Here is a 12,597-nt window from a genome sequence, read left to right as displayed (position 1 = left end):
TATGGAACGGCTGGCTTTTAAAATGACTTTGCTGCCCGGATGTGCAGTTGCATATAAAAAACGCCATGAGCAAATATGGCCGGAAATATCCTCTTTATTAAAAAAGACCGGGGTAACCGATTATTCCATTTACCTGGATGGGCAAACGGATACGCTTTTTGCAACGATGAAAATTGCAGACAGAAGGATGCTGGATGCCCTGGCTGGCGAAAAGGTAATGCGTCAATGGTGGGTTTATATGAGCGATATAGTACTGAGCAATGCAGACGGAGTACCTGTTTTAACAGATCTGACAGAATTGTTTCATTTGCCCTGAAGACTTGCAAGACAGGATTTAGAAAATAAATCCCTGTACCATTGTTTTCCTGAGGTTAATTTTACGTAAATTTACCTCAGGGGAATTAAAGATGGCTGCATATCACTCAATGTCTGATGTTGAACTTACCAGGCTTTTAAGGTCGGATGATAATGCTGCGTTTACTGAGATTTATAACCGCTACCACGCGGCCTTATATATTCATGCATTTAACAAACTTCGCAACCGGGAAGAGAGCCGTGATATTGTGCACGATCTTTTTGGCAGTTTATGGAACAATCGTGCCGATCTGATGGTAAAAACCACCTTGCAGGCCTACTTGTATACTGCGGTACGTTACAAAATATTTGATTTTATTTCACACAGGGATGTAGCATCCAGGTACATATCTTCTATTGGCGAATTTGCAGAGAAGAGCGATTACCTTACAGATCACCTGGTAAGAGAGAGAGAACTCAGGGCGCTTATTGAAAGAGAGATCGCAGCGCTTCCCCCAAAAATGCGTGAAGTATTTGAGCTTAGCCGCAAAGCGAACCTCAGTCACAAAGAAATAGCAGAGCAGCTAAACCTTTCTGAAAAAACGGTCAAAAAACAAGTGAACAACTCTCTGAAAATATTGCGTACAAAGCTCGGATCGGCCATATTTACCGCGTTTATTCTTTAGCAAATTGACGTTTAAAAAAAATATTTTGTTTTTTTTCATTTTTACCTACGCCCAGGGTTAGGCCTGGCCGACTCTAATTATAAATCAGCGAAAAGAGATTGAGCAGCAATGGAACGTAAAGAAGTCATATTATTATTAAATAGGTATAAAGCTGGAACCTGTAGCGAAGAAGAACAAGCGCTGCTGGAGAGTTGGTACCTGCAGCATGATGTGAATGCCATTGCTGAAATTACTGCTGAAGAATTGAACCAGGATCTTTTGCTGATGCGCCATGGGCTTCCCTTGCAGCAACAGGTTAGGCCCAGGTTCAGGACCTGGCCTTTTATTGGTGTTGCTGCGGCAGTGTTATTGGTAGTAGGTGTAGGGCTGGTCTTTTTTATCGGTAACGGTAATTTTAAAAATCCTTTTGGCGGCCCTGCATATGCCAATGATGTGCCACCAGGAAAAAATACTGCCATACTTACTCTTGCCAACGGCAAGACCATAGGGTTGAGTGATGCGAAAAGTGGGATTGTGATTGATGCCTCCAAATTGGCGTACAACGACGGCAGTTCAATTTCTATTCCTAATGAAGATAAAACAGTAGAGATGACCATGCGTACTCCGGCCGGTGGTACCTATCAGGTGATACTGCCCGACGGCAGTAAAGTCTGGCTTAACTCTGGCAGCAGCCTGAAATTCCCTCAGGTTTTTAGGGGAGGGGAACGCCGGGTGGAGCTGACTGGGGAAGCGTATTTTGAAGTCGCAAAAAATAAAGAGCACCCTTTTATTGTAAAAAGCCCGAACCAGCAAGTAACTGTTTTGGGAACGCATTTCAATATCAGTGCTTACGAAAATGATAACCTGACTAGAACGACCTTGCTGGAAGGTGCAGTGCGGGTAGTATTGGATGACCTGCAAAAGCGCAATGATGACAGTGGTTATACCGTGTTGAGTCCGGGAGAGCAAGCGGTCAGCAATGGCCGTAATCTTGATGTAAAGAATGCAGATCTGGACGAGGCCGTATCCTGGAAAAATGGTTATTTCCGGTTTAACGATGAAAAATTAAACAGTGTGATGCAGAAAATTGCCCGCTGGTATAACATTGAAGTAATCTATAAAGATAAACCAACAGAAGAAGGGTTTACCGGAACCATTTCAAGGGCATCTAACATCAGTGAGGTGCTGAGTATGCTGGAAAGAACCAAAACCGTTCGTTTTGAAATTGAAGGAAGGAGGGTGATGGTAATGAATTAAACTTTTACTACCTGAACCCTTAAAAAAGGTTACCCCGGCTTCGGAACCAGGATAACCCAATAAGCGGTTTACATCAATAATCTAAACTATCAACTAAGCGACAGGCCCCTCCATCTTCGAAAATGAAGGCCAGCCGTTTTTAAACCATGCTAAGCAAATGTACAATTTTTACACAAAAAGGTTGATACAGCTTTTTGGCTGTATTTCCAAAATCCAGTTGATGATGAACCTGGCTTTACGCCGGGCGAATAGAACCGGAAAAAGAGAATGGATTATGCGAGTTAACCTGACCACTTTACTCTTAATCACAGTTATCCTGCAGGTAAGCGCAGGTAGCTATGCGCAAAAAATTACCTTATCGGAAAAAAATGCGCCCATTAAGTCTGTATTAGACAAAATCAGAACCCAAAGTGGGTATGACTTTTTATTTACCACCACCAATTTACGGACCGCAAATCCGGTTACCATACAGGTAAAAGACGTTGACCTGAAAGAAGTATTAAAACGGGTTTTTGAGAACCAGCCCTTTGACTATTCAGTGGCCAACAATTCTGTAGTAGTTTCCAGGAAAGAGCCTTCCTTTCTGGATAAACTTAAGAATGCTTTTTCTGCTGTTGATGTTCGGGGCCGCGTGCTGGATGAAGACGGGAAGCCGATGGCGGGGGTGAGTGTCAAATTGAAAGGGACTTCTACAAAGTCAACTTCATCTAACGAACAGGGCTTTTTTAGCCTTTCTGTTCCGGATAATGCGGTGTTGGTATTCTCTTACGTAGGTTATGTTACCCGGGAGATGACAGCCAGTCCGACCATGGTTGTGGTGATGCAGCAGGGACAGAATAGGTTGGAAGAAACCGTAGTAGTTGGTTATGGCAGTACAAAAAGAAAGGACCTGACTGGCTCGGTAGCATCAGTGAGTATGTCTGAAGTAAAAAATGTACCTTTCATGAGCCTTGACAATGCCATGGTGGGTAAGGCCGCGGGTGTGCAGGTGATCAAGGCTGATGGTGCACCGGGTGGTGCAGTAAGGATCAGGGTAAGGGGCGGAACCTCATTAATCGGTTCTAATGATCCTTTGTATGTCATTGATGGTGTTCCCGTAACTGTTACCAATACTTTTGTGGGTACAACTGATATGACCAACCCTATGGAGAATTATGGTGGTGAGAATGCCAGGAACAGCGCTATCTCAGGCTCCTATGCACGCGGACTAAACAACCTGGCTGGCTTGAATATTGAAGATATAGAAAGTATTGATATCCTGAAGGATGCTTCCGCAACTGCAATCTACGGCTCCAAGGCAGCCAACGGCGTTGTTATTGTAACAACTAAAAAAGGTAAAAAGAATGAAAAGCCAGTTCTGGAGATGAATTACTACGCTGGCTTTAGCAAGGCAAGGTCTGAAAAAGTACTGAACCGTGATCAATATCTGTCTGTACTAAAGGAGGCTGCACAGACCAGGGTAACCGAAGATCAGCGTCTGGGCAGAACCCCAGACCCTGCGTCGCTTTCTATCGTGAATGGTACAGCGAACCTGGGCAATGGCAATACCGACTGGCTGGATGAAGTGCTAAGAAACGGATTGACACAAAACGCAACTGTGTCGGTACGCGGCGGCGGAACAGGTTCTACCTATTACAGCTCACTATCTTACAGCCAGCAAAAAGGTACGTTAATAAGTAGCGACTTTTCCAGGGTTTCGGGTAGATTGAATTTGGACAATGAAATTACCAGCAAACTGAGGGTAATTACTAATGTCGATTACAGCTTCACAAAAAATAATGTAACCAACGGACTTTATGGGAATGCATTGCTTGCACCTCCAACCATCAATCCATACAACGCCGATGGCAGCTTCACAATATTCGATAACTATAATGTGGGTAGCGATTTTGGTTTGCAAAACCCACTGGCCCTGGCTACTGCAACCAATCTGGGTAAAACAAACCAACTCAGGGGCTCCTTATCCGGAGAGTATACTATCCTGAAAGACTTGAAATTGAAAAGTATGCTACAGGTTAATTTCAATTCTTATAAACAAAGAAATTACATCCCAAGCTACCTGGAAATTGCCAATCCCAATAGTCAGGGTGGTGTAAGCGCAGGTGGGGGCGTAGGGTCACAGGCACTCAATGAATCTACAAACACACTCATCGAAAATACACTGACCTGGGATAAAGAGTTCAATGCCGACCACCGCTTAAACATGGTTGCAGGTCAATCTTTTGAAAAATACACTGCCGAGTTCTTCTCTGCAGAAGGAAGGACATTCCCGGATGATATTTACCTCAATAACCTAACCTCAGCAGCTACACCTACACAGGTACGGGGCAGTAACCCTTCTGGTCAATATGCATTGCTATCTTTTTATGCAAGGGCTAACTATTCCTTTAAAGATCGTTATCTGTTAACCTTTACCGGTCGTGCCGATATCTCCAGTAAGTTTGCACAGGGCAATCAGGCGGGGTATTTCCCTTCAGGGGCTATTGCCTGGAAAATAAACCAGGAGCCTTTCCTTAAAAATGTAAAATGGATTGACGAACTGAAGATCAGGGTAAGTGCAGGTAAAACGGGCACCAACAGCATTGCAGATAACATGTTCCGTACCTTGTATACACCTACGGCCTATGCTGGAGCGGCCGCTATTGTGCCTACACAACTGGGTAATGATAAAATCAAATGGGAGTCTACCCTGCAAAAAGACCTGGGACTGGATTACGGTTTTTTTAACAACCGCTTACGTGGAAGCTTTGGTTACTATGACAAAACCACAGATGGGGTCTTGCTGAACATCAGTACTGCACCAAGTTTTGCTTTTGGTAATGTGGTAGTTAATATAGCAGAAGTACGGAACCGCGGTTTAGAATTTGATGTTCGAGGTGACATTATTCAATCTAAAGGGTTCAGTTGGAGTACTGCTTTCAATATTGCACGCAACCGCTCAAAAGTGTTGAAAGTAAACGGAGGCCCGTTCTCTGATCCGAACAACAGGAACGCCCTTAACCTGGGCACCAGTATCGTGAAAGAGGGTGAGCCGCTGGGCTTATTGTATGGAAGGATCTCGCAGGGGGTGATTAAAACCCAGGAGCAGCTGGATGCGCAAAAAGCAGCGTTCCCATTATGGAGCGTATTTAACCGCTGGTTGAACATCGGCGACCTGTCGTACGAGATAGACCCGGCTACCCAGGTATGGAAGCAGGACATCATTGGCAATGCTACGCCTGATTTCTTTGGTGGTTTTACCAATATCTTCGGTTATAAAAATTTTAGTCTTACTACCTTGATGACCTTTTCGTATGGAAACGACCTGCTTTACCAGAACGATGTTTCTAACCGGGCAGTGGTAAACAGTGTAAATAAAGGTGTTGCTATTCTTGATCATTATTCCGCAAGCAATCTGAACAGCAACAGGCAAAGGCTAATCTGGGGAGGTAGTGTATTCAATACCAACGAAAACGTGTATGATGCTTCTTACCTGAGAATGAAATCTATAACCCTTGCTTATGACCTTCCGAGACGATTGGCAACGAAGTGGAATGTACGCATGGCCTCCATCTATATTTCTGCAACAAATCTGTTTACCATCACCAACTATCCAGGACTGGATCCGGAGGTGAGTGATGCACCAGGCAGTATTATTGGCGGCGGTCGCGATCTGAGCACCTATCCAACCACCAGGGAACTGACCATAGGTTTACGTTTTGGATTTTAACAGAGGGTTTAACAATTTAAAAATAAGACGATGAAAAAGATTGTTTGCTATATCATGTTACTGCTGACCACTATAAGTCAGTACGCATGTAAAAAAGACCTGAATGCTTTGCCTCCTCAGGCCAAAGTTGAAGGTAATGTCATTATCGATCAGAAAAGTGCAGAAGTGGCGATGAATGGAGCCTACAGCCGCCTGGCTGTAGTGGGCACTTCTTTGTCAGTAAACAGTACCACGTATTCGATCTATCACGAGGTAACACCCGCTATGTATGCGGGTTGGATGCAGTACGGGTTTGGGCAGGTTCCCGACTACATCAATGCAGTTACGCCTGCGGCTTCGGCTACTTTATGGACACCTAATTACGCGATACTAAATGCGGCAAATGGTGTTGTAGAAGGGGTAAATGCACTAGCTGACAGTAAGTTTACGGGTACAAGGAAAGCAGAAATGCTGGCAGAGGCCCGGTTTTTACGTGCTTATGCACACTTCAATTTGCTAGCTTATTATTCGGAATGGTACAACATTAACAGTGCTTATGGCGTAATGTTGCGGAAGGAAAGTCTGCAGTTGAGTAATGCCGCGCAGGCGCGGAGCAATGTGAAAGACAGCTATGACTTTATCTTGCAGGATATAGATTTTGCAATTGCAAATGCAGCCGATACCAGACCAAACTATTATGCCAACAAAACCGCTGCAAAAGTGCTGAAAATGCGTGTGCTGATGCTACGTGGGCAATCTGCTGATTATGGCAGCATTATCACGTTAGCCAACGAGGTTATGGCCAATACCAATTATCAGCTGGAAGCAAGTCTGAAAGACCTGATGCAGGTAAAAGGACTGACCAGTAAGGAAATTATACTTGGCATTACTCCATTTACTTCGCAGGTAGGCAAAAGGTCCAGATTTGAGTTTATACAGTCTTCCGTCTATCTCGCCTCGCCGCAGTTCAGAAAATTATTGGAAAATGATCCGCGAGCTACCTGGATGCTCACCAAGGCTACCACATCTACCCAGGCTTCGATCAGAGATTCCACTTATATGAGCAAATTCTTCGGTCCAAAAGTGGAAGAGTCTTATGTTTTCCGTCTTTCAGAAGTTTACCTGCTTAAAGCAGAAGCTATCGTCCGCTCCGGAGGCAATTTAGCCGATGCAAGAACCTTGGTTCACCAGGTGCAGGAAAAGGCAGGGATAACTGCCCTGGCCAATACGGTTAACTATCTTGCAGTAGAGAATGCCAATACACCTGCTTTGATGTTGGTAGAGATTTATAAAGAATTCTCGAGGAACATGGTGGCCGAAGACGGTATTGAATGGCTGGCATTGTTACGTCTTCCTTTTGCAACAGTAAGGCAACTCAGACCAACCATAATTGAACAGAAACAGTATATCCTGCCAATTCCTTTAACAGAATTCCAGCTAAATCCAACGATAGGGGAACAAAATCCGGGATATCCAAGGCAATAACCCCGTAAGTATAAACTTTTTAAAACGGCCGGGACTTTGTCCCGGCCTACTCGTTATACCAATAATAAATTATGATGAAAACAAAGTATACCCTGATGTTTGTAACACTGCTGGGCAGTGTTACAAACACTTTTGCTCAAGGAAAGCCTCGGGTTAATGCAAATGGTACTAATCTGAGTATTAGTGAGGCTGCATTGATGTATGGAAAAAACGATCCTATGGTAAAATCATCCCGACAGCAAAATACTTTTGTACTTAAAGGGAAGATCAAAGGGCAGGACTCCGGTTTCTTAAAGCTGTCGTATCTTGGAGCCGATGGTAAAGCTGTTCAGGATAGTGCGGCCATACAAAACGGGGGCTTTGAATTCATAGGCAACCTGAACGAGCCTGTAATGGCCTACTTTATGGGGGCAGTAAAAAGCAGAGGGATGGATGATCCTAACCTGACTTCTTTTTTTCTTGAACCCGGAAACCTTACAATGGAGGTAACTGCAGGTGACTTTAAGAACCTGAAATTGAAAGGCTCTAAAACCCAAGATGAAGTAACGGCATTGAATATCCGTAAAAAGCCGCAAATGGACCACATGCGGATGCTGTCGGCGGTCTACGATAAAGCCAATATGGCCTATATTGACGCCAGGAAGGCCGGAAAGCCCGAAGCCGAGCTGGAAGCATTGAAGGAAGCTGCCACTGCAGCGAAGGATAAAATGGACCCTTTCAGGGAAGAGATAGGTAAAATAGATATGGAGTACATAAAAACTCATCCTGATTCTTACTATACGGCTTATGCCCTGCGTTGGAAGGTTTCTTCTTTGCCGCTGGCAGAATCGAAATCACTTTATGCGAAATTATCAGACAGGGTAAAGCAAAGCAGCTACGGTAAAGAGATCGCCAAAGAGATCAAAAGCTTGGAAGGTGGATCGCCAGGAAGTCCGGCTTCGATGTTCAGTTCAACTGACATTAATGGACAGCCCCTGGCCCTGGCCGATTTTAAAGGTAAAAAATATGTACTGCTCGATTTCTGGGCCAGCTGGTGTGTGCCTTGCCGTAAAGGCAACCCTCATTTGCTTTCCCTGTACAGTAAGTACAAAGATAAGGGTTTGGAAATCATAGGTGTATCTGACGACGACAGCAACCTTGATGCCTGGAAAAAGGCCGTAGAAAAAGACAATATTGGTGTATGGAAACACGTGTTGAGGGGTTTAAAAAGAACAGCCACCGGATATGATAAAACGAACGACATTACGGAACCCTATGCCATTCATTCACTGCCAACAAAGATCCTTGTAGATAAAAACGGAATGATTATTGGCCGTTACGGCGGCGGTGGAGAAAATGATGAGGCCATGGATAAAAAGCTGGCTGAAATTTTTAACAATTAACGATTAAACATGAGGAAATTAAAATATTTGGCTGCGGCTATGCTATTGGCTATGGCCTCGTCTGGTAGCTTTGCACAAAAGGATGGTAGTTACACATTAACAGGTACTGTTAAAGGAATTGCCGATGGCACAGTAGAGCTGGCCACTTACGATTCAAGAACCAGGACCACAAAAAAAATTGGTTCAGCCAGTGTAAAGAACGGCAAGTTTGTAGTCAGCGGGAAATTGAATACCCCAGAGCTGGTGAGCCTTTCTTTTATTCCAGGGAACTGGGGTGCCCAGGTTTTCCTGGAAAACAGAGCCATAGCTATTACTGCCGATACAACAGGCTCACAACATTATGATTATACCCAATACGGTGGGGTAAAGGGGGCTGTACTCAAAAAGGTGCAGGTAAACGGCTCTGCAAGCCACACTGCCTATCAGGGATATGAAGCCAGCATCACAGGACTAAAAGGCAGAGAAGCCTTGTTTTCAGCACAATTGAATTACATCCGTCCTTACATTGCCAAGCACCCTGGTTCAGTTGCCGGTGCTTATATGCTCAGCAACCACTATATGTTTAACTCCAGTTTACCGCTTAATGAGATGGAACAAATGCTTGCCCAGTTTAAAGCCCCAGCTACACAATCTTTGTACTACAGCAACCTTCAAAAAGAAGTTGCAGAAAGAAAAGCAGTATTGCCGGGAAATTATGCAGAGGACTTTACTTTAATGAAGCCAGACAGCACTAAGTTTACACTTTCATCAACCAGGGGCAAATATGTGATGATCGATTTCTGGGCCAGCTGGTGCAAGCCCTGCCGTGAGGCTATCCCGCACTGGAAAGAAGTGTATGCCAAATACAAAAACAGGGGATTTGAGATTGTAGCGGTAACCAACGATAGCCGGTGGAGCGACTGGAAAAAAGCCATGGACGCAGAACAAATGCCATGGATACAGCTGGCAGATGAATTTCCGGTAAAAAATATGCCAGCCAGGGTGATCAGCAAGTATAAACACGGTACCATACCGCTGTATGTACTGCTAGACAAAGAAGGTAAAATTTTAGTGAAGAGTGGTGATAAAAGCGAAATAGATCGTAAACTAGCAGAGCTATTAGGAAGCTAACTAATTGAACCATAAATAAAAGAACTATGAAAACACTTAAAAAATTGGCGGCAACGGCGTTGATCTGTGTAACAGGTACAGCCTTTGCGCAGCAAGCTACAGTAAAAGGCAACATCAAAGGCCTGGGCGATGCGGAACTGAATTTCCACTATTATGAAGGCAGTGAAGCCAAAACCAGTAGTGTAAAAGCCGCCGGCGACAAATTTACCTGGACAGCCCCTATGGCCAATCCGCAAAAAGTAACTGTGATGTTCCCAAAAAGGGCGGTATGGTTATTTGTTGAACCGGGAAATATGGAACTGAACGGAAGCATGGACTCCCTGAACAAAGTGAAGCTTACCGGCTCTAAAATCCAGGATGAGGCCGATGCATACAATAAGCTGCTGGAGCCATTCTCAGCACAGGAGCAGCCCTTGTACCAGAAGTACGGCAAGGTGAGCAAGGAAGAACAACTGGCATTGGAACAAAAGCTTCAGGACATCAGGATGCAAAAACGTGCTGTTGCCAATAAATACATCGCCGAACATCCGGAAAGCGCTTTTAGCCTGAGCCTGGTTACAGATCGTGCCGGAATGGGTGAGTATAAGGATATACAGGCTGTGTACGATAAATTGGGTAAAAACGTAAAAGCCAGTCCGGAAGGCAAACGTCTTACCGAGCGTCTGGCCATACTGAAACGCAGCGCTATCGGTACACCAATGCTGAACTTCACCCAGAACGATACTGAAGGAAAACCGGTTAACTTTTCAGCTTTTAAAGGTAAATATGTGCTGGTTGATTTCTGGGCCAGCTGGTGTGGACCATGCCGCGCAGAAAATCCTAATGTGCTGAAAGCTTATAATAAATATAAAGACAAAAATTTTACTGTGGTAGGTATCTCGCTGGACGATAAGGGTGACAACTGGAAAAAGGCAATTAAAGATGATGGTATGCCATGGACCCAGCTTTCTGATTTGAAAGGTTGGAAAAACGAAGTTTCTCAATATTACGGCATTATGGGTATCCCAAGTACTTTGCTGGTAGATCCTAAAGGAAACATCATAGCCAAAGATTTGAGAGGGGAGATCCTGAACAAGAAACTGGAAGAAATATTTAACAATTAGATATGAAACAGTTAATCAAAATCGTATTAAGCTTTCTACTGCTTGGTGGCTTCAGTGCCATGGCGCAGGAATTTACACTACATGGCAACATCAAAAATTTTAGTGGACCATCTGTGCAACTCAATATCACTAAAGATCATATGGGTGCACCCGAGGCCATCACCATACCTGTTCAAAAAGGGAAATTCAGTTATAAAGGGAAAGCATTGCGCTCTCCCTATTTTGCCAGTTTAGCCATCGAACCACAGAAGCAAATTCAGTTTGTACTTTACAACGAGTCAGTCAGTATTGAAGCAGATGCCAATGATTTGAAGTCAACAAAACTATCAGGTGGTAAGCAAATTGAACAATACAATCAATATCGTCAGACTTTAGGTGCTTTGGAAACTGAAATCAGGGAAAACTATACGAAATTGCGATCGCTGGACAAGGAATCGGCAGCCGCAGTAGTACTTAAAGAGAAAAACAATGCGCTGAACAAGAAAAGCGAGGTGCTGGCAACTAAATTCATTGAACAGCATCCAGGCTCCGGGGTTTCTCCCTTTTTGTTATGGTCAAATCGTTTGGATATGGCTACTGAGGTGAAGTTGTACAGCAGCCTGGATTCTAACCTGCTGGCAGATAACTCGTTTTTTAAATTCATAACGCCCTCTATGGTAGGGCAGAGAAACACCGCAGTTGGGAAAATGGTTCCGGCAATGAAGCAGGCTGACACGCTGGGCAATCTGGTGTCATTAAGAGATTTTAAAGGCAAGTATTTGCTGATTGATTTCTGGGCATCCTGGTGTGTACCCTGTCGTGCCGCTAATCCGGGTATGGTAAAGCTTTATAATCATTATAAATCTAAAAACTTTACCGTTCTGGGGATTTCTTTAGATAAGAACGATAAGGCTAAATGGACGGAGGCCATCAGGAAAGACGGTCTTACCTGGAATCATATATCAGACCTGAAAGGATGGGACAACGAGATTTCCCGTGCTTTTGGGGTAAGCAGTATCCCGGCCACAGTCCTTGTTGATCCGAACGGCGTAATCATTGCACGAAACCTGTCGGAGCAAGAGCTAGAGACTTTACTTGAAGAAAAGTTGAAGTAACAGAATGATACTATGCATAACAAAAAATCGTTATTTTAGCTAAATAATAAACAATAAAAACAAATGAAAAAACTGATTATGGCCCTACTGCTGCTAACCTCGGTACAGTTGGTAAAGGCCCAAATGGTAGATCCGGTAAAATGGAGCTATGCAGCAAAAAAAGTAAGCGCAACAGAAGCTGTTGTGTACCTTAAAGCAACTATTGAAGAGGGCTGGCACTTGTATTCGCAGGATATTGCCGATGGAGGCCCTACCAAAACAGTATTTACTTTTGCCCCTTCGGCTCAGTATGCACTCGTTGGAAAAACCCTCGAATCTAAACCAATTGCAAAATTTGAAAAGATGTTCAATATGCAGGTGAAATATTTTGAAAACAAAGCTGTTTTTCAGCAAAAGGTAAAGCTGAAATCTAAAAACCAGACCACAGTTAAGGGAAGTGTTAATTTTGGTGCTTGCGATGACACCAGTTGTATACCACCTAAGGATGTACAATTTAGCGTAACCATTAAATCGTAAAAG

10 protein-coding genes are annotated in these 12,597 nt (G+C 43.9%); all 10 read left to right on the top strand.

The genetic code is table 11. From position 1 onward, the window contains the following. Position 1: 1 nt before the first annotated feature. The 10 genes from rhaM (at position 2) to B9A91_RS06010 (ending at position 12,594) form a co-directional block, all read left to right on the top strand. Positions 2–316, top strand: a complete 315-nt coding sequence (gene rhaM, locus B9A91_RS06055; RefSeq protein WP_084237487.1) for an L-rhamnose mutarotase — start codon at positions 2–4, stop codon at positions 314–316. Between the two features lie 91 nt (positions 317–407). Continuing rightward, a complete protein-coding gene (locus B9A91_RS06050) occupies positions 408–980 on the top strand; it encodes an RNA polymerase sigma-70 factor (protein WP_084237486.1) in 573 nt (190 codons plus the stop codon). Between the two features lie 108 nt (positions 981–1,088). Further along, a complete protein-coding gene (locus B9A91_RS06045; protein ID WP_084237485.1) occupies positions 1,089–2,216 on the top strand; it encodes a FecR family protein in 1,128 nt (375 codons plus the stop codon). Between the two features lie 157 nt (positions 2,217–2,373). Then, a complete protein-coding gene (locus B9A91_RS06040) occupies positions 2,374–5,925 on the top strand; it encodes a TonB-dependent receptor (protein WP_084237484.1) in 3,552 nt (1,183 codons plus the stop codon). Between the two features lie 30 nt (positions 5,926–5,955). Beyond that, positions 5,956–7,389 (top strand): RagB/SusD family nutrient uptake outer membrane protein, encoded by a 1,434-nt coding sequence (locus B9A91_RS06035; protein WP_084237483.1) that lies wholly within the window; start codon positions 5,956–5,958, stop codon positions 7,387–7,389. Positions 7,390–7,460: 71 nt separating this feature from the next. Beyond that, positions 7,461–8,771, top strand: a complete 1,311-nt coding sequence (locus B9A91_RS06030) for a TlpA disulfide reductase family protein (RefSeq protein WP_235012469.1) — start codon at positions 7,461–7,463, stop codon at positions 8,769–8,771. Positions 8,772–8,780: 9 nt separating this feature from the next. Then, on the top strand, positions 8,781–9,881 hold the full coding sequence (locus B9A91_RS06025) for a TlpA disulfide reductase family protein (RefSeq protein WP_084237482.1): 1,101 nt from the start codon (positions 8,781–8,783) through the stop codon (positions 9,879–9,881). A gap of 26 nt (positions 9,882–9,907) precedes the next feature. Beyond that, positions 9,908–10,984 (top strand): TlpA disulfide reductase family protein, encoded by a 1,077-nt coding sequence (locus tag B9A91_RS06020; protein ID WP_084237481.1) that lies wholly within the window; start codon positions 9,908–9,910, stop codon positions 10,982–10,984. Between the two features lie 2 nt (positions 10,985–10,986). Continuing rightward, positions 10,987–12,078: a TlpA disulfide reductase family protein gene (locus B9A91_RS06015; RefSeq protein ID WP_084237480.1), complete on the top strand. Its 1,092-nt coding sequence runs from the start codon at positions 10,987–10,989 to the stop codon at positions 12,076–12,078. Between the two features lie 63 nt (positions 12,079–12,141). Beyond that, entirely contained in the window at positions 12,142–12,594 is a 453-nt protein-coding gene (locus B9A91_RS06010) for a protein-disulfide reductase DsbD domain-containing protein (protein ID WP_084237479.1), read from the top strand. The last annotated feature ends 3 nt before the right edge of the window (positions 12,595–12,597 follow it).

The organism is Pedobacter africanus (assembly GCF_900176535.1).
Taxonomy (GTDB): domain Bacteria; phylum Bacteroidota; class Bacteroidia; order Sphingobacteriales; family Sphingobacteriaceae; genus Pedobacter; species Pedobacter africanus.
Note: the sequence above shows the minus strand (reverse complement) of the source record. Positions and strands in the feature narration are given on the sequence as shown.

Excerpts from the sequence above, each read along its gene's own strand:
- B9A91_RS06030 (WP_235012469.1), top strand. The coding sequence starts at position 7,461 with ATGATGAAAACAAAGTATACCCTGATGTTTGTAACACTGCTGGGCAGT.
- B9A91_RS06010 (WP_084237479.1), top strand. The coding sequence starts at position 12,142 with ATGAAAAAACTGATTATGGCCCTACTGCTGCTAACCTCGGTACAGTTG.
- B9A91_RS06045 (WP_084237485.1), top strand. The coding sequence starts at position 1,089 with ATGGAACGTAAAGAAGTCATATTATTATTAAATAGGTATAAAGCTGGA.
- B9A91_RS06035 (WP_084237483.1), top strand. The coding sequence starts at position 5,956 with ATGAAAAAGATTGTTTGCTATATCATGTTACTGCTGACCACTATAAGT.
- B9A91_RS06040 (WP_084237484.1), top strand. The coding sequence starts at position 2,374 with ATGTACAATTTTTACACAAAAAGGTTGATACAGCTTTTTGGCTGTATT.
- B9A91_RS06025 (WP_084237482.1), top strand. The coding sequence starts at position 8,781 with ATGAGGAAATTAAAATATTTGGCTGCGGCTATGCTATTGGCTATGGCC.
- B9A91_RS06015 (WP_084237480.1), top strand. The coding sequence starts at position 10,987 with ATGAAACAGTTAATCAAAATCGTATTAAGCTTTCTACTGCTTGGTGGC.
- rhaM (WP_084237487.1), top strand. The coding sequence starts at position 2 with ATGGAACGGCTGGCTTTTAAAATGACTTTGCTGCCCGGATGTGCAGTT.
- B9A91_RS06020 (WP_084237481.1), top strand. The coding sequence starts at position 9,908 with ATGAAAACACTTAAAAAATTGGCGGCAACGGCGTTGATCTGTGTAACA.
- B9A91_RS06050 (WP_084237486.1), top strand. The coding sequence starts at position 408 with ATGGCTGCATATCACTCAATGTCTGATGTTGAACTTACCAGGCTTTTA.